The sequence below is a fragment of the Brucella rhizosphaerae genome (assembly GCF_002252475.1).
Taxonomy (GTDB): Bacteria; Pseudomonadota; Alphaproteobacteria; order Rhizobiales; family Rhizobiaceae; genus Brucella; species Brucella rhizosphaerae.
This window is the reverse complement of record NZ_NNRK01000012.1, coordinates 69893-92179: the sequence shown is the minus strand read 5'-3', so window position 1 is coordinate 92179 and position 22287 is coordinate 69893. Positions and strand designations below refer to the sequence as shown.

Sequence of the window (22287 nt, the reverse complement as noted above, 5' to 3'; positions counted from 1 at the left end):
CTGTATTCAAAGTTCACTTCGTTTCGAAACCGGTCACCCGGTTCCGAATAAATCTCTAATTCGCTTTCAACTGGATAAGCCGAATGATGGTACCACCATAATTCCGCTCTTCATGCACGACGAATCGTTCATCCAGCTCAAGCGAAGCTTCTGCATCTTCTTCAAGCACGAGAAGTGCGTCAGGATTAAGCCAACTACCTTCAAGCGCTGACAAAAGTGCCTTTTCTCCCATACGACGACCATATGGCGGATCAGCAAAAATCAGGTCGAATGGTTCCATCGTACCCGCTTCGCCAAGTTTGCAGGCGTCACGGCGCAAAACCTTGGTCTGACCCTGCAGGCCAAAGGCTTCGATGTTCTGACGGAGAAGGCCACGCCCTTCAGCAGATTCTTCGACAAAAACAGCATAGCGCGCGCCGCGAGAAAGCGCTTCAAGGCCGAGAGCGCCTGTCCCTGCAAAGAGGTCCAGAACGCGCCCGCCTTCAACCTTGTCCGGGAAGCTGTGTGCGAGAATATTGAAAAGGCTTTCCCGAGTCCGATCTGTGGTCGGACGAATGGCATTTGTTGTCGGTGTGACGAGCGCCCGCCCGCGGAATTTACCGCCGACGATCCGCACCGCTACCCCCTGGCTTGCCACCTCTTGGCTTTCCATCACTCGGTTTGCGATTAGCTGGCTTGCCGCCAGAACCGCCACGGTCTGGACCCTTGCCAAAGCTTCTCGGTCCCTTGGATGGGCCACGACTATCGTCACCGCCAGAACGAGGACCGCTGGTGCGTGGGCCACGGTCGGCATTACCACCGCCAAAGCGACCTTCGCTGCGCGGACCTGAAGGCTTGCCGAAGCTGCGGCCTTCATAACCACCCGACGATTTTTCGCCACCCTCGCTTTTCAGTTCAGCGCGCTCGCGCTTACCTGGACGGCGTTCTTGTTTGCGCGCATCCTGACCTTCCGGCCTTGGTCCACGAGGCTCATAACGACCCTCTGTGCGCCCCTCGGACCTGCCTTCCGGACGACCCTCAAAGCGACGAGGACGATCATCACGGCCTCCCTCGCGACGCTGATCGCCATCAGCTGAACGACGTGGGCGGGATTGAAAGTCACCTTCCGGACGAGGCGTACGAGGCCCTGAACGGCTATCGTTGCGGCCTTCTGGACGCGCACCCTGTTTATCAAAACGCCCTTCGGAACGACGAGGACGGTCATCGCGACCTTCGTCGCGACGCTGATCGCCGTCGGCGAAACGGCGTGGACGGGACTGCAAATCACCGTCGGAGCGGCTTGCACGCGCGCCACGGCTCTCAGCACGAGCTGCTTTCTGCGCGGCGGCTTTGTCGCCCTGTGGGCGTGCACCTGGAGCCATCCAGACGTTGCTGTTGCCACGGCGACGCGGTTCAACCTTGTCTTCTTTTTTCTCTTCACGCTTGCGGCGCTCTGGCTGGCTGGAGATCCATTCGCGCTCGCGCGGCTGGCGACGATACTCGCCTTCTGGCTCCTGCTGCTGCTCCATCTCGCGCCGCGTGCGGCCCTGCACAACGGTATTGGAGAACTCGTTCAGAACCGGAGCATCGAAATCTGCACCTGATTCCTCAACAAGCTTCTCACCAAGCTGATCGCGCAGAATACGTCCGCGAATTTCACGAACTGCACCTTCTTCAAGATCGCCAAGCTGGAAAGGACCAAACGAAACGCGGATCAGACGGCCAACCGTCAGACCGAGCGCACCGAGGATGTTCTTGACTTCGCGGTTCTTGCCTTCGCGCAGACCGATCGAAATCCAGACGTTGGCACCCTGCTCACGCTCAAGCGTTGCTTCGATGCTGCCGTAGAAAACGCCCTCGACTGCAATGCCGTCCTTCAGCGCATCAAGCTGGACCTGCGTGACCTTGCCATGAGCGCGAACGCGGTAGCGGCGCAGCCAACCGGTTGAAGGCAGTTCCAGAACGCGCGACAGACCACCATCATTGGTAAGCAGAAGCAGACCTTCGGTATTGATGTCGAGACGCCCAACCGAAAGTACGCGCGGCATTTCCGGAGGCAGTGCTTCAAAAACGGTCGGACGACCTTCAGGGTCACGATTGGTCGTCACAAGACCTGCTGGCTTGTGATAGAGCCAGAGACGGGTGCGTTCGGCCTGCTTTAGCTGCTTGCCATCAACCGTGATGACATCGGTGCGCTTCACGTTCACTGCAGGGCTTTCAAGCACCTTGCCGTTAACTGAGATGCGGCCTGCCGCAATCATGGTCTCGGCTTCGCGGCGCGATGCAATGCCTGCACGTGCCAGACGCTTGGCAATGCGCTCGCTGGTATCGTCACCCTCTTGCGGCGCGCGCGAACCAAACTTGCGCGGCGCACCGCGATCATCGTCACGGCGAGGTCTGTCTTCGCGTGGGCGATCCTCACGCGGTCTATCTTCTCGAGGACCCGAATGTCGCTCGCCGCGTTCACCGCGACTGCCGCCGGGGCGATCGCCACGGCCTTCACCACGTCCATGCGGGGGGCGTCGACCGCCCTTGTTATCGTCTTCAGTGCTCATCTGGTATTGGCCTTTCAGCAGCGCCGCCGTGTCGTCTTTCGCCCCTTTGGGGTTGGCAAAGAACCGTCCGGTCAAGAACGCTGTATAAATCCGTTTGCAAATCGGTTTTGATTTCGTGACTTATGCAGTAACAAATCGCTCAATGGCTTGCGAGCGAAATTTCCCGGTCCGATGCACGAAATGAGGTTAGGTTGAAAAAGGTTACAGACATTTCATCCTCAAAAGTGGCGACACCGATGGATATTGCGCTCGAAGAAGCCAAATCTGCAGCCCTTCGCGGCGAGGTGCCGATTGGTGCAGTCATCGTGCATGAAGGCGCGATAATTGCCCGTGCAGGCAACCGTACGCGCGAACTGAATGATGTCACGGCGCATGCGGAAGTACTCGTAATCCGTCAGGCAGGAGAAGCACTTAGGTCCGAACGCCTGCTCGACTGCGATCTCTATGTGACGCTTGAACCCTGTACAATGTGTGCAGCCGCGATTTCGTTTGCCCGTATTCGCAGACTGTATTACGGCGCCGCCGACCCCAAAGGTGGCGGTGTGGAATATGGGTCGCGCTTCTACACACAGCCCACATGCCATCACGTTCCAGAAATTTACGCAGGCTTTTCTGAAGAAAAAGCCCAGAAAATCCTCCGGGATTTTTTTCGCGAGAAACGGTAGCCAGCAGCTCAGTTTATGACCCTGTGCCCCGTCATGCGGCGAAGAGTGTTATCGCGGAGTGCAAAATGATGAAGCATCGCCATCAGTACATGTCCGATAATAGCGGCCAGCAACACCCAGCCAAGAAGACCGTGGAATGCATTGCCCGGCGCAGTTAAGGCCGCATTCTGAATGCCGGTCTGCTCAAATATCTGGATACCGAAGGCAGAAAAGCCGCGGCCATTGCCATAGCTTCGCAGCAGCGCAAGCGCAGGTACTGCAAACATAAGCGCATAAATCACCAGATGGCCGACACCCGCGAGCTTACCCATGACACCGGGCTTATGCGGTCGACTAGAGAGATTCAGCAGCCCCCAGATGCCGCGCAGCAAAACGAGCAACAGCAAGGAAAAGCCAATTGTAAAATGCGATGACCAGAAGAAACTATAAAGTGCGGTGTCCTTGATGAATACGCGCAGGATAGCAGACGTGAACTGCCATAGAAAAAGCGCGGCCATTAGCCAATGAAGCGTGCGGCTTATAACACCATAGCCATTTGGTTCGTCCCAAATTGAATTTATCCTATGCATTGCTATACCTCGCATCATGAAAATCTGCATGATACGCTCTGCCAGAATGTTTTCGTTGATTGAAATCAAATATTGTTCAGAATAGACAACATTAAAAATATTTAATATTATGGATTCAACCAAAAAAATCCACGTCAGCTTTATGGATGGATTATAATGCTGATACAAAAAAGAAACCGGAAGAATTTTTCTTCCGGTTTCCGTGTTTTTGAAAATCTATACTATAGATATTAATTCCAGGGCAGCAGATCGCGCCAGCTCTTGCCGCCACCGCCAGCTGCTTTCTTGCGCTCGCGTTCTTTCTGCGCCTCATCCTGGCCCATTTCACCAACAGCAGCTGTCGCTGCCGGCTGACGATAACCAAGAGGCGGCTCGCTCAGATAGCGCCGATTGGATGATGTTCCTTGCGTCTGCTCTGCACGCTGCTTCTTCAATTCAGCAACTCTGGCTGGATCGAAGGTTGGCGTGCGCGATGCATAATCCTCGCGACGGCTGCTACCGCTAGGCAGCGAAGCGCGAAGGTTGTTTGCAACAGGCACATCCTGCTCAACAGGAGAAACGAAGTTTGGATTGTCGCGGTTTGCGGTGATTTCATCACGCAAACGCTTGCGGCGCTGTTCCGGCGATTCTGGCCATGCCGGATCACCTGCACTTGCAAGGCTTTCCTGAGGAGCTGGCAACGAACCCCTGTCACCCTGCGCTGGACGCACAAGATCAGGACGCGGCTTGTAATCAATACGGTCTTTTTTCTTGCCCTGACCAAAGCTTGCCATGTTCGACACGTCGTCGAGAAGCTGCGCATTCGCAGTTTTGCCGGTTCCGTAGGTCGGCGACGACACACAACCAGACAGCGCGAGGCCCGCAACTGCCGTCATCAATACCAGAACTCGTCCTTCAATCTTCATTAGCGCCACTTCTTTTACGCCTGTCGATTTTCTTTTCGCCAAAGGCTTCTTTTTTCACCCTTGCCGCAAGAAACCGGCAACTCCAAGGCAGATTGCAAGTTTATCTCAAGGACAGCCTTGTACATGAGAGCATCTCTACGGGCAATCGCGATATTAACCGCTATTTCACCATGTCCTCATTTTAAAAGGCAAGCCCTGAAGCGGAAAGCCCGGATGCACAGCGCAACCGGGCCTTTAATTATTATGACGAAAGTCGGCCGAGAGCCTTCAATTCGTGAAGGGCTGCAGCATCGCGAGCCGAGACTTCCGGGAATTCCGCGTCTAAACCTACATCTGTGGTATAGCGCCAGGAACGCGCACATTTCTCGCCTTCTGCACGTACAGGAACAACTGCAACGCCCTTCACTTCGTCCAACGTGAAAGCTTCAGCAGGAGCCCCAGCATCTGTCACGTCAATACCGCTGGTGATGCAGATTTCAGCGAAATCCAATCCTTCAAGCGAATCGGCGAGGCTCTTGTCAGCGATATAGACAACAGGTGCTGCTTCCAGCGAAGAACCAATGCGTTTATCAGCACGTTCCAGTTCCAGAGCACCAGTAACGACACGGCGAACATTGCGAACCTTACGCCACTTTTCAGCCAGCACATCGTCGCGCCATTCGGCTGGCGTCTTGCGGAACTGTTCCAGATGCACCGAAACAGATTGCGGATAGCGATCCAGCCAAGCTTCTTCCATCGTGAAAGGCAGCATCGGAGCAAGCCAGGTCGTTACGCGGTCAAAAATCTCGCGAACGGTCTGAAGTGCTGCCTTGCGGCGGACACTCGATGGTGCATCGCAATAAAGCGCATCCTTGCGGATATCGAAGTAGAATGCCGAAAGCTCGACATTCATGAAGTCGATCAGTGCACGTGCAATGCGCTTGAAATCAAACGCGTCATAACCTGAACGCACGACTTCATCGAGTTCCGCCAGACGATGCAGCATAAGGCGTTCAAGTTCCGGCAGCTCTGCGTGCGGAACGTTCTCGCCTTCATCATGGGCAAGCGTACCCAGCATCCAGCGAATGGTGTTACGCAGCTTGCGATACGCATCGATATTGGTCTGAATGATGCTCTTGCCGAGGCGCTGATCTTCCCAATAGTCGGTTGTCATCACCCAGAGGCGAAGAATATCCGCACCTGAATCCTTGATGACGTCCTGTGGCGTGACAGTATTGCCCAGCGACTTCGACATTTTTTTGCCGTTCTCGTCCATGGTGAACCCATGGGTAACAACAGCATTGTAAGGCGCGCGGCCACGCGTTCCGCAGCTTTCAAGCAGCGATGAATGGAACCAGCCGCGATGCTGGTCGGAGCCTTCGAGATAAACATCCGCCGGCCACTTCATGTCCGGGCGGTCTTCCAGCGTGAATGTGTGCGTCGAGCCAGAATCGAACCAGACGTCGAGAATGTCGCGAACCTGCGTCCAGCTTTCACCAGCACGATTGCCAAGGAAACGCTCACGCGCACCTTCCGCAAACCATGCATCAGCACCTTCTGCCTCGAAAGCTTCAAGGATACGCTTGTTCACGGCATCGTCCTGAAGGATATTGCCTTCCTCATCAGCGAAGACGCAGATTGGCACACCCCATGCGCGCTGACGCGAAAGAACCCAATCCGGGCGACCTTCGATCATGGCACGAAGACGATTCTGGCCAGCAGCAGGCACAAAACGTGTATCTTCAATCGCTTTCAGCGAGCGCGAACGCAGCGTGGTGCCATCACCGAGGTTCTTGTCCATATAGACAAACCACTGCGGGGTGTTGCGGAAGATAACCGGCTTTTTCGAGCGCCATGAATGCGGATAGGAATGCTTCAGACGTCCGCGTGCAAACAGCTTGTCAGTCGCGATAAGCTGTTTGATGACGGAGTCGTTCGCATCGCCCTTCTTGCCGTTATCATCGATAACGCGCGCAGGACCACCTTCGCGATCCGGGCCAAAGCCCGGCGCATCCTTGGTGTAATAGCCATCATCGCCAACCGGAAACGGGATGCTCGGATCAATGCCGCGGGCTTCCAGCTCACGCGCGCTGTCCATCCAAGCTTCAAAGTCTTCGCGACCATGGCTTGGCGCGGTGTGCACAAAGCCCGTACCAGCATCGTCGGTGACATGATCACCCGAAACCAGCGGAACGACGAACTCATATCCGCCGCCGAAACCCTTGAGCGGATGATCAAGCACATTCCTGGCAAGCTCTTCACCCGTCACATCGCGCAGACGTTTGAACTCAAGCTTTGCCTTCTTGGCGCATTCTTCGGCCAATTTATCTGCGAAGATAAGCTTCTCGCCTGGACGTGGGCCAAAGTCATTTTCAGCAGCCGTCACCTCGTAGAGGCCGTATTCGACACGCGTCGAATAAGCGACAGCACGATTGCCCGGAATGGTCCAGGGGGTCGTTGTCCAGATAACGACCGAGCTACCAGCAAGATCGCCAGAACCGGCAACAGGGAACTTCACCCAGATCATATCCGACTCGATGTCGTGATATTCGACTTCTGCTTCTGCAAGCGCTGTGCGCTCGACAACCGACCACATAACAGGCTTCGACCCGCGATAAAGCTGGCCGGTTGCAGCAAACTTCAGCAACTCACCAGCAATCCGCGCTTCCGCATGGAAATTCATGGTCGTATATGGATTTTCAAAATCGCCGCAGATTGCGAGGCGCTTGAACTCTTCCGACTGTATCTTGATCCAGCCCGCAGCAAATTCACGGCATTCCTTGCGGAACTCGTTGATTGCTACTTCATCCTTGTTCTTGCTCTGCGCACGGTATTTTTCCTCGATCTTCCACTCGATCGGCAGACCATGACAATCCCAGCCCGGCACATAATTCGAGTTGAAGCCGCGCATCTGGAATGAGCGCGTGATCACATCCTTGAGGATCTTGTTCAGCGCGTGACCGATATGAATGTTGCCATTTGCGTAAGGAGGACCGTCATGCAGCACATACAGCGGACGGTCCTTCGCGTCTTCACGCAGCTTTTTATAGAGGTTCATTTCCTCCCAGCGCTGCACAAACAGAGGCTCACGCGCAGGCAATCCCGCACGCATGGGGAACTCGGTCTGTGGCAGGTTGAGAGTTTTGGAATAGTCGATCTTGGCAGTCGTCTCGGTCATTTTATTACTTGCCTGTCAATCCCGCGCAGCAATATGGTGGGCGAGGATGCTGAAAGTTCAGGAGGCTGCAACATACAGCCGGGAAAATTCAAAAGGCTGCGAGGCACAGCCGGTCGTTCCCGGACCTTCCTGCCATGCATTGCGCGTCACGCAATGCTATCAAGGCTTAGAGGAAGGCCGGGCCAATAATTCGTATGGCCGCGATAATATGCCGAAAATCCGTCATCATGGGCACGCTTTTAGCAATGACCTTCACAGGAATAAAGAGGCAGGGCGCAATAAACTTGCAGCCCTGCCCTCGAAAACTTAACAGATTGACCCGTTTCGATCAGTCGAGTGAGAAATCAAAGCGGTAAGTCGCAGCAATACCGACCATAAACTGATCCCGTGAGCCATGCTGCTTCACGATGCTGGAGTCCTTTGCAGGACCCTGAAGACGGCTATATTCACCAAACAGGCTGGTATCGATCTTATCCGTTGCCTTCCAGGTGATGGCGCCACCAACGCCAACCGATTCCCAACCGCCGCCGGGACGATATTCCTTGACGCCGGATGCAACCGCTTCTTCAGCCGTCACACCATAATAAGTCTTGAAATAGTCTTTGGATGCGAAGGTCGCGCGCGGACCAGCCGAAACGCGGATCACCGGCGTCACGTCATAGAATGCGTCTGCTGCAACATCAGCAACAACGCCCTTATGGGCGCGAATACCCTGACGCACTTCACCACGGAAACGCAGCCAATCGGTCGGATAGACATCGACGAAGCCACCGGCTTCACCGCCGAACTTCGTTTCATGAATACCATCAATATCCGTATCGCGTTTGAACAGCAGCTTGCCCGTCGCACCGACGCGGAAGCGGTCTGTATCGATCACCGCAAAGGATACGTTGTCATTGCGCGAGGAGAAGCGCTCTGCTTCACCCTGACGGCCAAGCGAGACCAGAGGCTGCGCTGAAAACTTATATTTGTTGGAGCCTTCAAATTTCGGAGCAACCAAGCCAGCAGCACCAACCTTGAGATACCAGTCGCCCGACCAGAAGTATTTACGGGCGGGTTTCACTTCTTCAGCCGCATATACATCCGTCTGCTGCATATCTGCAGCAACGACCGACAAAGGACCTACGAACAATGCGGCGCCTGTAACAAAGGCAAGGGGGACAATACGCGTCACATGAAACTCCGATAACAGTGGCCCGTAAACTTTGAGGGCATTTAACACTGTTTGAACGGAATATGTAAAATTAAACTTAAATCTAAGGTAGAAATGACTACAACTTTTTTGTAGCTATTTTTAAGCTGATGCTGGAAACGACAAAAGGCGATCAAGCTCGGACAGCGGCTGCGCCCCTGCCAGCAGCGCGCGCGCTTCTTCTTCATCGCGCTTCATCTGCGCGATAAGCGGATCGAGTCCGTCGAATTTTACTTCGCCGCGCAGGTAGCCAAAGAAGGAAACTTCAGCAACTTCTCCATAGAGATCGCCTGAAAAATCAAACACGAATGTTTCAAGCAAAGGCTTGCCATCGCTTGCGACAGTCGGACGGCGACCAAAACTCGCAACACCGTCGTGCAAGATACCATCAGCCCTGCGAAAGCGGACCGCGTAAATGCCATGCTTCAAACTGACATGATCGTCGATTGTCATATTTGCCGTTGGAAAACCCAGCGTGCGTCCAAGTTTTTTGCCATGGATGACCTCTCCGCTAACCCGGTAGCGATAGCCAAGCAGACCGGCGGCTTCAGCGACTTCGCCCTCACACAGGAGAGCGCGAACCCGCGTCGACGAAACGAGATTTCCGCCTTCATCGCCAAAAGCATCCACCAGTGACACGCTGAAACCTGACGATTGGCCAGCTTCCTCCAGAAACTGAGGTGTGCCCCGACGCGCCTTGCCGAAATGGAAATCATAGCCCGTGACAACACGGTTGGCATGCAATCGTTCAACAAGGATATTGTGCACAAAGTCTTCTGCCGACTGCGCTGAAAAATCCGCAGTAAACGGCTGTTCAACAACCGCATCAAACCCCATGAGACGCAAAATTTCAGCCTTCTCGACAGCGTCAGTGAGCCGTTCAATCGGCTCGTTGGGCTTGAAGAAACTGCGTGGGTGCGGCTCAAAGGTCAGCACGACCGCAGGCAAACCATCCCTGTGTGCGAGTTCCAGCGCACGCTCCAGCACAGCCTGATGGCCGCGATGGACACCATCAAAATTGCCGATCGCCACCACGCAATCACGTAAGGTAAGCGGCAATGCATCCGTTCCTGAAAGGCGCTGAAAAACAGGTTTTGTCATGGTCGAAGCAGTTTCTCGAAAATATCAGACGAGTGCATAAAGCGATGCGATTGGAGCATGGCCGTGCTTTTGTAGAAAAGCATTCATTTTATCGAAATCAACGTTTCCGTCGGCCGCGTAATCGGCAGCATGGACACCGCCCGATATATAGAGCACATCCAGACCATAATCCGCAGCACCTTTTACGTCCGTCAACACGCCGTCGCCGATACCGAGAATTCGTTTTCTGTCGACCGTATGCCCGCGGACTTCCTCGACTGCCTTTGAAGCAGCTTCATAGATCGGGCGATGCGGCTTGCCTGCAATCAGCGTGCGGCCGCCCAGCTGACTAAAATCGCGGGCAAGAGCGCCTGCACACCAGATCAGGCGCGGGCCGCGTTCGACCATGATATCCGGATTGGCACAGATGAAAGGCAGATTGCGGGAGCGCAGACGCTGCAACAGCTCGGTATAATTTTCCGGTGTTTCTGTCTCATCGTCATAAAGGCCTGTGCAAACGACGCCGGAAGCTTCGAACTCCTCGACCAGTTCAACATCAAGCCCATCATAAATGACAGTCTCGCGTTCACTACCGATGTGGAAAACTTTGCGCGGCCCTTCAATGATAAGGTCACGGGTCACATCACCCGAAGTGACCACCCGGTCATAAGCATCTTCCGGCACACCAAGCAGCGTCATTTGCGCTATAACACTCGGATAAGGACGCGGCGCATTCGTCACCAGGACAACCGTCAATCCCTTAGCACGTGCACGTTTCAGAGCGGCTACGGCGGGAGCAAAGGCTACTTCGCCATTGTGCAGAACACCCCAGACATCACAGAAGATCGCATCATATCCATCCGTCAGATCATCCAGGCGTTCAGGCAGCTTCATGGTTTTCCTCAGTATGCTGGTCCGGTCCATGACCGGTGAAAGCGGGAATCCATACCGTGCAACATCGGTGCAGGTGATGGACTTTAACAAAGATGCTTCTGACGCATCCTGAGGTTTCCTCTACAAGAAGCAGCCCGATCTGTCACCCGGCTTAGAGCCGTCTGCGTCCAAATGAACGCATTGTGTTCGTCAGAATTCAATCAGTCTTTCGCTCAGCCGCCATTAACCAAACCGGTCAATTCCTGAACATAACCGATCGAAGGCGGTTATTTTCCTGTTCGCCTTGTGGCTCAGCGGTGTAGTCCCTACATCTCAGGAACAGACGTTCTCAGCCGTGAACGCGCATATAAGCGGAAATTATCTTCCGAACTGTCAAAAAACGGCAACGATCCTTGACAAAGAATAGCCCCGCTTCTATCTCAGAGGCATGTTAGCACTCGGATACCTAGAGTGCTAACAGTGCGGGCCGGTCGGCTCGCTTCAACAGGGTTCAACGTCTACAACACCAAGGGTTATACCATGGCTGAGATTAAGTTCCGTCCGCTTCACGACCGCGTAGTCGTTCGTCGCGTAGAATCGGAAGCAAAGACTGCTGGCGGCATCATCATCCCTGAAACCGCCAAGGAAAAGCCACAGGAAGGCGAAATCGTCGCTGCTGGCGCTGGCGCCCGTGACGAAGCTGGTAAGCTGATCGCTCTGGAAGTTAAGGCTGGTGACAAGGTTCTGTTCGGCAAGTGGTCGGGCACCGAAGTCAAGATCGGCGGCGAAGACCTGCTGATCATGAAGGAATCTGACATTCTTGGTATCGTCGGCTAACGCCTGCGGACCGGTATTGTCTGCCAATACCTTCATTAAACCGGCGGAATAGCCGGTACATAATTCATTCATCACCATAATCTGACCGGGATATTTCCCAGGAGAGTAAAATGGCTGCTAAAGAAGTAAAATTCGGTCGCAATGCGCGCGAAAAGATGCTGCGCGGCGTCGATATCCTCGCTGACGCTGTTAAGGTAACGCTCGGCCCTAAGGGTCGTAACGTTGTTATCGACAAGTCCTTCGGCGCACCACGCATCACCAAAGACGGTGTATCGGTTGCCAAGGAAATCGAACTGGAAGACAAGTTCGAAAACATGGGCGCACAGATGCTGCGCGAAGTGGCTTCGAAGACCAACGACACTGCCGGTGACGGCACGACAACCGCGACCGTTCTCGGTCAGGCCATCGTTCAGGAAGGTGCCAAGGCTGTTGCTGCTGGCATGAACCCGATGGACCTCAAGCGCGGTATCGACCTCGCAGTGACTGAAGTTGTTGCTGAATTGCTTAAGAAGGCAAAGAAGATCAACACTTCGGAAGAAGTTGCTCAGGTTGGCACGATCTCCGCTAACGGCGAACTCGAAATCGGCAAGATGATCGCTGAAGCGATGCAGAAAGTCGGCAACGAAGGCGTTATCACGGTTGAAGAAGCCAAGACCGCTGAAACCGAACTCGAAGTCGTTGAAGGCATGCAGTTCGACCGCGGCTACCTGTCGCCATACTTCGTCACCAACCCAGACAAGATGGTTGCTGATCTCGAAGACGCATACATCCTTCTGCACGAAAAGAAGCTTTCGAACCTGCAGGCTCTTCTGCCAGTTCTCGAAGCTGTCGTTCAGACTTCCAAGCCACTCATCATCGTTGCTGAAGACGTCGAAGGCGAAGCTCTTGCTACGCTCGTTGTCAACAAGCTGCGTGGCGGCCTGAAGATTGCTGCTGTTAAGGCTCCTGGCTTCGGCGATCGCCGCAAGGCAATGCTCGAAGACATCGCGATCCTCACCGGTGGTCAGGTTATTTCTGAAGACCTCGGCATCAAGCTCGAAAGCGTTACGCTCGACATGCTCGGCCGCGCCAAGAAGGTGTCGATCAACAAGGAAACCACCACCATCGTTGATGGCGCTGGCAAGAAGGCTGAAATCGACGCTCGCGTTGGTCAGATCAAGCAGCAGATCGAAGAAACCTCTTCCGACTACGACCGTGAAAAGCTGCAGGAACGTCTTGCTAAGCTTGCTGGCGGCGTTGCAGTTATCCGCGTTGGCGGTGCAACGGAAATCGAAGTCAAGGAAAAGAAGGATCGCGTTGACGATGCTCTGAACGCAACCCGCGCTGCGGTTGAAGAAGGCATTGTTGCAGGCGGCGGTACCGCTTTGCTCCGCGCTTCGGTCAAGATCACCGTCAAGGGCATCAATTCCGACCAGGAAGCTGGCATCAACATCGTTCGTCGCGCACTGCAGGCTCCTGCCCGTCAGATCACGACCAATGCTGGTGAAGAAGCTTCGGTTATCGTTGGCAAGATCCTCGAAAACTCTTCGGAAACCTTCGGCTACAACACTGCAAACGGTGAATATGGCGATCTGATCGCACTCGGCATCGTTGACCCGGTCAAGGTTGTCCGTACCGCTCTGCAGAATGCAGCTTCAATTGCTGGCCTGCTGATCACCACGGAAGCCATGATTGCTGAACTTCCTAAGAAGGATTCGGCTCCAGCTGGCATGCCTGGCGGCATGGGCGGCATGGGCGGCATGGATTTCTAAGAAGACATAACTATCAAGAAAGGCGGCCTCTGGCCGCCTTTTTTACATCGTGTAACTCTTTGTGATTTATAGAAAATTTACCTATCACAGGCTTTATTAATCGCCTTGCATGTATTTTAGCATTTTCTGATTTACTTTCGGCGACTTTCATGGTCAATCGCTAGCGATACGAGATGGACTTCCTGTTTGCCCCCGCACTTTGGAAGTCCTGTCTCAGGCAACAGGAAGGGCAGGCGTAAGCCTGCCTTTCCACTTTTCAGCAACCGATCATTTAACTGACTTATTCCGCAGCATCGGCGTGTGCATACCCATCGCCAGATATACGGGTATCATAGCGCGCACGCGCCATCATGACCTGCACTTCATTGGCAATCGCCCACTCACCCAAAGCACGGACAGGCTCCAGAAGGTTGCGCCCCAATTCGGTCAGCTCATATTCCACCTTGGGTGGAATAGTTGGAAACACCGTCCGCAATACAAATCCATCACGTTCGAGATTGCGCAGCGTCGTCGTCAGCATCTTCTGTGAAATGCCGTTAACCGTGCGGCGCAGCTCATTAAACCGCATCGGGCGATTACCAAGATAGCTGACGACAAGAACCGTCCATTTATCGCCCACCCGTGACAGGATATCGGTCACAGCCTTGCAAGCACTGGTTTCCTTAAAGTCACCGGGTTTCATAAAAGTGCCTCCTTGCGTGCCTTATATAGTCACCGGTATAGCGTTAGTCTCCAATGGTTACCACTTAAAAAGGACATTTCCATGAGCAAGCTTAAAGTCGCAGTGATTGTCGGCAGCACCCGCGAACAGCGTTTCTCGCCGGTTTCGGCAGAATGGATTGCAAAGGTCGCTGCCGAGCGTCCTGAATTCGATGTCGAAATTCTGGACCTCGCCGATTATCCAATGGGCTTTTATGGCGACACCTCAACGACAACTGCGCAGGCCGAAACTGCAGACAAGTGGAAGACCAGGCTTCGTACGTTCGACGCCTATATTCTGACGGCAGCCGAATATAATCATGGACCGACAGCTGTTCTGAAAAACGCCATTGATTATGGTGATTGGATTCAGAAGCCAATCGGTTTCGTTGGCCATGGCGGTGTCGGTGGTGCACGGGCTGTCGAGCATCTGCGCATGATTGCCGTTGAAATGTCTGCAATGTCAGTCAAGACAGGCGTGCACATTCTGTTCCCGGATTACCTCGCAGTTGTCAAAAAAGAAAATACGCTGGATGATTTCCCGCATCTGGCTGAAGCTGCAAAAAACATGCTCGACCAACTTGCATGGTGGGGCAACGCATTGAAGGCCGCTCGCGCCGGCTAATTGGCTCCATGACAAGCCGGGTAATGACGCAATATGAAATCTAACGCGGCCCAATCCGGCCCAATCCGGCCCAATCCGGCTTGTCGCAATGCCTTTTTGCCCTATGATTATCTGAACTGACAATGAGATGGATAATCATATGCGCAAAGAACTTCCGATAACCACCGCACCAAAAGACGGGCGTAAAGTCACTGTGGTCTGGATCGATGATGACGATCAGCGCAATGAGTCAGTGGGCCAATACCGCTCGCTTGATAAGCTCAAAGCGGGTGGTGGCGACTGGGACGAAACAGACACTGGCTGGTGGATTTTCACCGACAGCAAAACCCAGCAGAAGGTTGAGCCGACCGCCTGGATTTCAGAGACCGACGACAGCGATGACGACAACGAGGATAACTGATCGTCAGCGGAATATAGCAGTCAATAAAATTTGACTTTTATAATCATATTTTATCAAATGGTTGAGAGCTAAGGCTTTGGCATGCAAGCATGCATAGCCAATATTCTGCCAATGCTGCTATCCTCGATTCTACAGGCGGGCATTTTCCCCGCCTGAAACAAGCCGGAGACTGAAAATGACTGCCACGCGTACCGAAACAGATACTTTCGGACCGATCGATGTTGCCGCCGACCGTTACTGGGGTGCGCAGACGCAACGCTCGCTGCATAATTTCAAGATCGGCGGCGAACGTATGCCTCTGCCGCTCGTGCACGCACTGGGCGTTGTTAAGCGCGCCGCAGCTGAAACCAATATCGCGCTGGGCAAGCTTGATCCCGTTCTCGGGCAGGTTATTGCCGTTGCCGCATCCGAAGTCATTGAAGGCAAGCTGGACGATCATTTTCCGCTCGTTGTCTGGCAGACAGGCTCCGGTACGCAGTCGAACATGAATGCCAACGAAGTCATTTCCAATCGCGCTATCGAGCTTCTCGGCGGTGAACTGGGCTCGAAAAAGCCGGTCCACCCAAACGACCACGTCAATATGAGCCAGTCGTCAAACGACAGCTTTCCAACCGCAATTCACATCGCGACAGCCGTTGAAGCGGTAAACCGGCTCTACCCGGCACTTGAGCATCTTACCAAGGCCCTCAAGGTCAAAGAGGAAGCGTTCAGGGACATCATCAAGATTGGCCGCACGCACACGCAGGATGCGACCCCTGTTACGCTCGGTCAGGAATTTTCCGGTTATCGCGCAGCATTGGAATATGCGCGCCACCGCATTGAGCAGTCGCTGACCGACGTTTTCCTGCTTGCACAAGGCGGAACGGCTGTTGGCACCGGGCTTAATGCACCAAAAGGCTTTGATACCGGCTTTGCGGATGCTGTGAGCGAAATCACAGGCCTCAGCTTCAAAACGGCGCCAAACAAGTTTGAGGCGCTTGCCAGCCATGGTGCGATCCTCAACTTCCACGGCAGTCTCAATGCGCTCGCGGCAGACCTTTTCAAGATCGCCAACGATATTCGGTTTCTGGGTTCCGGTCCGCGTTCCGGCCTTGGCGAACTATCGCTGCCGGAAAATGAGCCGGGGTCCTCGATCATGCCGGGCAAGGTCAACCCGACACAGGCGGAAGCTTTGACGATGGTCGCAACACAGGTCTTCGGCAATCAAACTTCTGTTACGGTTGCGGCAAGTCAGGGTCACTTCGAACTCAATGTCTTCAAACCAGTCATCGCTTATAATGTCCTGCAATCGATCCGCATTCTGAGCGATTCCATGGTTTCTTTCGCCGACCACTGTGTTGAAGGCATCGAAGCCAACGAAGACCGTATCAAGGACCTTCTTGAACGCTCGTTGATGCTTGTGACTGCACTGGCGCCAGCTATCGGCTACGATAATGCAGCCAGAATTGCCAAGACTGCACATAAGAACGGCACCACCCTGCGGGAAGAAGCGTTGAAGAGCGGTCACGTCTCCGCAGAAGACTATGACCGGTTGGTTCGCGCCGAAAAAATGATCGCGCCGGAGTGATTGTGCATAAGTGGTGAACAAACTGTCGAGGAATATCTATCTTTCCTTGACAGTGTGGAGTAGGTATTTGGGTGCTCAGTTTAATTGGAGATACCATTAATGTCGTCTATTACTCCTCAGAGCAACGGCCTGGCCACGCTCGTCGCACGCGTTTTCCTGTCGATCCTGTTCATTCTCGCCGGCTTCAGCAAGCTGACGGCAATTTCGGGCACTGCTGGCTACTTCGCCGGTCTCGGCCTTCCGGTTCCAACTGTAACTGCAGTTCTCGTCGGTCTGGTTGAATTTGTCGGCGGTCTCGCCATTCTCGTTGGTTTCCAGACCCGTATTTCTGCTGCAATCGTGGCTCTGTTCACCATTGGCGCAACACTCGTTGCCCACATGAACTTTGCCGAAGGCATGAACGCCATGATGGCGCAGAAGAACCTCGCTATTGCTGGCGGTCTGATCCTGCTCGCACTACAGGGTGCAGGTTCAATCTCGATCGACGCAAAGCGCGGCTGATCGAGCCTCAAGATTTAATATAAAAAGCCGCGCCTCATCAGCGCGGCTTTTTTTAGCATAAGCTTTATTGATACACAGAACTGTTACTTAGATTGCGCAATGATTGCATCCAGCGATCTTGTAAGATATTGCAGCCGCCTATTTTCATTTTGGAAAGACATATCGTCCTCCCAGACGTGTCTATTAACTTAGCTTGTAGAGAACAAATGGCCATTGCACCCGCAACGAACAATCAGCTTCGGGCTGATGCCCCTTCGGGCAAAAATTATAGCTTTGCACTCGCAAGCCTCACCATGCTCTTCTTCATGTGGGGCTTTATCACTTGTCTCAATGACATTCTGATCCCGCATTTGAAAAGCGTGTTTCAGCTCAACTATACCCAGTCGATGCTGATACAGTTTTGCTTCTTCGGGGCATATTTCATCGTCTCGCTACCGGCGGGCGCACTGGTTAAGCGCATCTCCTATAAATGGGGCATCGTGACGGGTCTGGTGGTTGCCGCGATTGGCTGCGCACTGTTTATCCCAGCTGCATCCTACCGCGTCTACGGACTGTTTCTCGGAGCGCTATTCGTTTTGGCGTCAGGCGTTACGATCCTGCAGGTCGCGGCAAATCCTTACGTCACCGTCTTAGGTGCGCCAGAAACCGCAGCAAGCCGTCTGACGCTGACACAGGCTTTCAATTCACTCGGAACAACAGTTGCACCGCTTTTTGGTGCATTCCTGATCCTCTCAGCAGCCACAACCGATGCTGCGAATTCCGCTGAAGCGGATGCAGTTCAGTTCCCTTACTTGTTGCTGGCATTGGCTTTCGCTGTTCTTGCAGTGGTTTTCGCGATCCTGAAACTGCCTGAAGTCCAGGAAGAAGAAACTGCCGTATCCAGCAAGGAGGAAGGTTCTGCCTGGCAGTATCGCCACCTCGTGCTCGGTGCGGTGGGGCTCTTTGTCTATGTGGGTGCGGAAGTCAGCATCGGCAGCTTCCTTGTCAACTTCCTGAGCGACCCTACAATCGCAGGACTGAGCGAATCCGACGCCGCCCATCACGTTACCTATTTCTGGGGCGGTGCAATGGTCGGACGTTTCATTGGCTCTGTTGCAATGCGCTATATCGATGACGGCAAAGCGCTTGCCTTCAATGCAGCCTTCGCAATCATTCTACTGCTCATCACGGTTACAACGACAGGCCATGTTGCCATGTGGTCAGTACTCGCTATCGGCCTCTTCAACTCGATCATGTTCCCGACAATCTTCAGCCTCGCGCTGCATGGTCTTGGCAAACACACCAGTCAGGGTTCTGGCATTCTGTGTCTGGCAATTGTCGGCGGCGCTATCATTCCGCTTATTCAGGGCGCACTGGCCGATACAGTGGGCATCCATCTGGCATTCCTGATGCCAATCATCTGTTACATCTATATTGCCTATTACGGCCTCATCGGCAGCAAACCGAAAACTTAAAAACAAAAAAGCCGGAGCATATGCTCCGGCTTTTTTTTGCACGGTATTTTTTTCAGCCAGCAAGGCCCTTGCGGATACGCGACACAACTTCGGCAACTCGCGCATTTGTCTCATCGCGACGGGCAGATACAAGACAAGCCTGTGAGCGCAGAATGATGCCATCCTGCAATACCTTCAGATGATTAGCGGTCAACGTCGATCCCGTTGACGTGATATCGACGATCATATCAGCCGAGCCTGCTGCCGGGGCACCTTCAGTAGCCCCAAGGCTTTCGACAATGCGATAAACCTGAATGCCATGCTTTTGCGAAAAGAACTGCTGCGTCAGGCGCCAATATTTGGTGGCAATGCGCAAACGGCGTCCATGACGCTGACGGAAATCCGCGGCCACGTCATCAAGATCGGCCATCGTCGTCACATCGCGCCACACTTCCGGCACTGCAACCACAACATCGGCATGACCAAAACCAAGCTCTGCTTCAATCGCAACGCGTTCATCGGCATGGGCCAGCGTCTCACGAACGAGGTCTTCACCCGTCACGCCAAGATCGACGCTGCCATAACCCAGTTCACGCGCAATTTCAGATGCCGACAGGAACAGAATGTCGATGTCATTCTCGCCTTCGACCCGCGCGCGATAATTGCGTGAATCGTCCGGCAGAACGACCTTGTATCCTGCCTTCTCCAGAACCGCGAGCGTCTGCTCCTTCAACCGTCCCTTGGAAGGGAGTGCCAATGTCACAGTCATGATTGTTCTCCGCTCAGCGCCTGAAGCCGGTCAAGCCAGATGGAAAAGCCGACGCCGGGAATGTTTTCGGATGCGCCGAGCATGGTCAGCAGACGGTCATAACGACCACCACCCGCCAGAACCATTTCCTTATCACTACCGGCCTGGCGGATTTCGTAGACAAGGCCGGTGTAATAATCGAGCGGACGGCCAAAAGACGCGTCATAGACGATGTCTTCCGCCGAAATACCGGCTGCAATAATTGCATCGGTACGTGCTTCAAATTTTTGCAGAACAGCGTTCAAATCAAGTGCATTGTCGGCAGCGAAGGCGCGCAACGTGATGCTTGCCGCTTCCAGCGAAACACGCGTTGCGAGGAACCGCTTCAAAACTTCGAGGGCCGAGGATGGGAACCGTGTTGCGGCCAGATCTTCTTTCTCGATCAGGCGTCGCGCGATCTCGGACGGGGTGCGGCCAGCTCCGGGTGAAATGCCTGCTTCCAGCATTTCGGTTTCAAGCATACGGGCAAGCCCAGCCTCATCACCTTCAGCAACGAGCCCTGCGAGCTGTTCAGGCAGCGGATCGTTGCGCTGTTCGCCCGTCAGTTCTGCAAACGCTGCATCCATCGTATCTTCATCACCAAAGGCGCGCAGCAGTTTCTTGCGCCATCCCTGTGGCAAACCAAGCGCCTTGAGCATGCCTGCAAAAACCGCCTGATCACCCAGAACGATTTCAAGCTGTACGTTGGCAGCAGCAGATTTCACACATGCAAGCGCATCGCCAATCGAACGAGCATCCGATGCAGCCTCATCGGCAGCACCGAGGTCTTCGATACCTGCCTGAAGAAACTCCGCAGCGCCGTCACGACGCTGACGAAAAACCTCGCCCAGATAAGCATAACGCTTTGGCGTTGCAGCATTGAGCGCGATGTGATTGCGACAAACCGGAATTGTGAATTCCGGGCGCAGGCAAAGACTATCACCATTCTCGTTTTCAGTGAGGAAAATACGGCGGCGCAAATCCTCGCCCGCCATATCCAGAAACGGATCGGCTGGCTGGATCAGCGGAATATCAACAAGCTCTGCTTCGCTGGCATCAAGCTGGCCGCGAAGAGTTGCGAAGATCGGTGATTTGCGTGATCCAGTCATCGTCCCGTCACTTTGCCTGCTGTGCGCGATCGCGAGCCTGAATGCTCAGATGGGCTTCAAGGATTTCACGAACTGCTTCAACGATACCTTCTTCCTTGACCGTGACCTGTGCCGGGCGGCTTTCGCGCCAGGTTGTATTGTCCTCGATCTCGGCAGAGATACGCTTGCCCTCGATCAGATCCTTGATCTGCACTTCGCCTGCTTCACGTTCCTGCGAACCCTGAATGATCACGCACGGCGCATCACGACGATCCGCATATTTCATCTGCGCTTTCATGCCAGAACCACCGACATACATTTCGGCGCGTATGCCGGACTGGCGCAGCTCGGAAACCATTTTCTGATAACGACCAAGGCTTGCTGCGTCCTTGTCCATGACCAGAACCACAACCGGTCCAACGACATCAGAAACATCAAGCTTGCCGAGATTTTTCAGCGCCGTCATCAGACGCGAAACGCCGATCGAAAAACCGGTTGCTGGCACAGGCTCGCCACGGAAGCGCGAAACCAGACCATCGTAACGGCCGCCGCCGCCGACTGAACCAAAAACAACCTTCTGGCCGTCTTCGTTGGTCACGTCGAACAGAAGCTCAGCCTCAAAAACCGGGCCCGTATAATATTCAAGACCGCGTACAACCGATGGATCGATCTTCACGCGACCTTCGTAGCCGCCAGCGTCGAACAGTGCTTCCATATCGGCAAGCTCTTGAACGCCTTCTTCACCTTTGGCGTTTCCAGCTACAACGGCCTGCAAGTTGGCAATGGTTTCAGCGCCATTGGCGCCGCCCGCAGCAGTAAAGGCCAAAACTTTCTCAACGGCCGCATCGTCAAGCAACGCGCCTTTGGTGAAATCTCCGCTCTCATCAAGACGACCTTTGCCCAGCAGAAGACGAACGCCTTCAGCACCAAACTTGTCGAGTTTGTCGATGGCGCGCAGAACATTGAGGCGCTTGCCCGCATTGTCATCGCCCGCAAGGCCGATCGCTTCGAGAACGCCATCCAGAACCTTGCGGTTATTGACGCGGATGACATAATCGCCTCGCTGAATGCCAAGGCGCTCAACGGTATCAGCCATCATCATGCACATTTCGGCATCAGCCGATACGTTCGGCGCGCCAACCGTGTCGGCATCGAACTGCATGAACTGGCGGAAACGGCCCGGACCCGGCTTTTCGTTCCGGAAAACCCAACCATTGCGATAGCTGCGATAAGGCTTCGGCAGGCTTTCGTAATTTTCAGCCACAAAGCGCGCAAGCGGCGCTGTCAGATCGTAGCGTAGCGACAACCACTGCTCATCATCGTCCTGAAACGAGAACACGCCCTCATTCGGGCGGTCCTGATCCGGGAGAAACTTTCCAAGCGCGTCTGTATACTCGATGAGCGGTGTTTCAACCGGCTCAAACCCATAAAGGTCGTAGACCTCACGGATGGTCGCAGTCATCTTTTCGGTGGCGCGCAGATCATCTGGCACCCGATCGACAAACCCGCGCGGCAACCGCGCCTTCATCTTGTCCGCTTTATCGGCCATTTTTCCTGCCTGATCGCTGATTTTGTTCATGTTGCGCCAGTAAAGACCGGCAAATCCGTTGCCGGTTTCCTAACG

General features: G+C 54.1%; 21 protein-coding genes. 9 read left to right on the top strand and 12 right to left on the bottom strand.

The features are described from left to right. Positions 1–55: 55 nt before the first annotated feature. Entirely contained in the window at positions 56–616 is a 561-nt protein-coding gene (gene rsmD, locus CEV32_RS01405; protein WP_328587904.1) for a 16S rRNA (guanine(966)-N(2))-methyltransferase RsmD, read from the bottom strand. Beyond that, entirely contained in the window at positions 597–2534 is a 1938-nt protein-coding gene (locus tag CEV32_RS01400; RefSeq protein ID WP_094573650.1) for a pseudouridine synthase, read from the bottom strand. The genes rsmD and CEV32_RS01400 overlap by 20 nt, the downstream gene beginning before the upstream one ends. A 236-nt stretch (positions 2535–2770) precedes the next feature. Here CEV32_RS01400 and CEV32_RS01395 point away from each other — a divergent pair, with 236 nt between their 5' ends. Continuing rightward, complete coding sequence (locus tag CEV32_RS01395; RefSeq protein ID WP_374883388.1) at positions 2771–3199, top strand: nucleoside deaminase; 429 nt, start codon at positions 2771–2773, stop codon at positions 3197–3199. 8 nt (positions 3200–3207) lie between these two features. Here the strand turns inward: CEV32_RS01395 and CEV32_RS01390 are convergent, their stop codons facing one another. From CEV32_RS01390 to ileS, 3 genes are all read right to left on the bottom strand, one after another. After that, a complete protein-coding gene (locus CEV32_RS01390; RefSeq protein WP_094573713.1) occupies positions 3208–3768 on the bottom strand; it encodes a cytochrome b in 561 nt (186 codons plus the stop codon). Positions 3769–3998: 230 nt separating this feature from the next. Beyond that, a complete protein-coding gene (locus tag CEV32_RS01385) occupies positions 3999–4673 on the bottom strand; it encodes a hypothetical protein (protein ID WP_094573648.1) in 675 nt (224 codons plus the stop codon). Positions 4674–4914: 241 nt separating this feature from the next. After that, a complete protein-coding gene (gene ileS / locus CEV32_RS01380) occupies positions 4915–7830 on the bottom strand; it encodes an isoleucine--tRNA ligase (RefSeq protein ID WP_094573647.1) in 2916 nt (971 codons plus the stop codon). A 46-nt stretch (positions 7831–7876) separates the two neighbouring features. Here ileS and CEV32_RS23305 point away from each other — a divergent pair, with 46 nt between their 5' ends. After that, the gene (locus tag CEV32_RS23305) at positions 7877–8140 is read left to right on the top strand and encodes a hypothetical protein (protein WP_143128773.1); all 264 of its coding nucleotides are present in this window, start codon (positions 7877–7879) and stop codon (positions 8138–8140) included. Between the two features lie 18 nt (positions 8141–8158). On the opposite strand, the gene CEV32_RS01375 is transcribed toward CEV32_RS23305, so the two are convergent. The 3 genes from CEV32_RS01375 to CEV32_RS01365 form a co-directional block, all read right to left on the bottom strand. Continuing rightward, positions 8159–9004 (bottom strand): MipA/OmpV family protein, encoded by an 846-nt coding sequence (locus CEV32_RS01375; RefSeq protein WP_208620775.1) that lies wholly within the window; start codon positions 9002–9004, stop codon positions 8159–8161. A gap of 120 nt (positions 9005–9124) precedes the next feature. Further along, positions 9125–10123, bottom strand: coding sequence for a bifunctional riboflavin kinase/FAD synthetase (locus CEV32_RS01370; protein WP_094573646.1), 999 nt, complete (start codon positions 10121–10123; stop codon positions 9125–9127). A gap of 24 nt (positions 10124–10147) precedes the next feature. Next, positions 10148–10996 (bottom strand): TIGR01459 family HAD-type hydrolase, encoded by an 849-nt coding sequence (locus tag CEV32_RS01365; protein WP_094573645.1) that lies wholly within the window; start codon positions 10994–10996, stop codon positions 10148–10150. Between the two features lie 519 nt (positions 10997–11515). On the opposite strand from CEV32_RS01365, the gene groES reads away from it, so the two are divergent. Both groES and groL read left to right on the top strand, forming a co-directional pair. After that, positions 11516–11812 (top strand): co-chaperone GroES, encoded by a 297-nt coding sequence (gene groES, locus CEV32_RS01360; protein WP_094573711.1) that lies wholly within the window; start codon positions 11516–11518, stop codon positions 11810–11812. A gap of 110 nt (positions 11813–11922) precedes the next feature. Next, positions 11923–13563 (top strand): chaperonin GroEL, encoded by a 1641-nt coding sequence (groL, locus tag CEV32_RS01355; protein WP_094573644.1) that lies wholly within the window; start codon positions 11923–11925, stop codon positions 13561–13563. A 280-nt stretch (positions 13564–13843) separates the two neighbouring features. On the opposite strand, the gene CEV32_RS01350 is transcribed toward groL, so the two are convergent. After that, complete coding sequence (locus CEV32_RS01350) at positions 13844–14245, bottom strand: winged helix-turn-helix transcriptional regulator (RefSeq protein WP_094573643.1); 402 nt, start codon at positions 14243–14245, stop codon at positions 13844–13846. A gap of 81 nt (positions 14246–14326) precedes the next feature. Between CEV32_RS01350 and CEV32_RS01345 the strand changes: the two genes are divergently transcribed. From CEV32_RS01345 to CEV32_RS01325, 5 genes are all read left to right on the top strand, one after another. Then, complete coding sequence (locus CEV32_RS01345; protein WP_094573642.1) at positions 14327–14887, top strand: NADPH-dependent FMN reductase; 561 nt, start codon at positions 14327–14329, stop codon at positions 14885–14887. 139 nt (positions 14888–15026) lie between these two features. Then, entirely contained in the window at positions 15027–15287 is a 261-nt protein-coding gene (locus CEV32_RS01340) for a hypothetical protein (RefSeq protein ID WP_094573710.1), read from the top strand. A 175-nt stretch (positions 15288–15462) separates the two neighbouring features. Beyond that, positions 15463–16854 carry a class II fumarate hydratase gene (gene fumC / locus CEV32_RS01335; protein WP_094573641.1) on the top strand — a complete coding sequence of 464 codons (1392 nt, stop codon included), beginning with the start codon at positions 15463–15465 and terminating at the stop codon, positions 16852–16854. Between the two features lie 99 nt (positions 16855–16953). Then, the gene (locus CEV32_RS01330) at positions 16954–17355 is read left to right on the top strand and encodes a DoxX family protein (RefSeq protein ID WP_094573640.1); all 402 of its coding nucleotides are present in this window, start codon (positions 16954–16956) and stop codon (positions 17353–17355) included. Between the two features lie 206 nt (positions 17356–17561). Beyond that, the gene (locus CEV32_RS01325) at positions 17562–18809 is read left to right on the top strand and encodes a sugar MFS transporter (protein WP_094573639.1); all 1248 of its coding nucleotides are present in this window, start codon (positions 17562–17564) and stop codon (positions 18807–18809) included. Positions 18810–18861: 52 nt separating this feature from the next. On the opposite strand, the gene hisG is transcribed toward CEV32_RS01325, so the two are convergent. The 3 genes from hisG to hisS are packed head-to-tail and all read right to left on the bottom strand — an operon-like array spanning position 18862 to position 22212. Beyond that, positions 18862–19557, bottom strand: coding sequence for an ATP phosphoribosyltransferase (gene hisG / locus CEV32_RS01320; protein ID WP_094573638.1), 696 nt, complete (start codon positions 19555–19557; stop codon positions 18862–18864). After that, on the bottom strand, positions 19554–20684 hold the full coding sequence (locus CEV32_RS01315) for an ATP phosphoribosyltransferase regulatory subunit (RefSeq protein ID WP_094573637.1): 1131 nt from the start codon (positions 20682–20684) through the stop codon (positions 19554–19556). Before CEV32_RS01315 ends, hisG begins: the two co-directional genes overlap by 4 nt. Positions 20685–20691: 7 nt before the next feature. Continuing rightward, a complete protein-coding gene (gene hisS, locus CEV32_RS01310; RefSeq protein WP_094573709.1) occupies positions 20692–22212 on the bottom strand; it encodes a histidine--tRNA ligase in 1521 nt (506 codons plus the stop codon). Positions 22213–22287 lie beyond the last annotated feature (75 nt).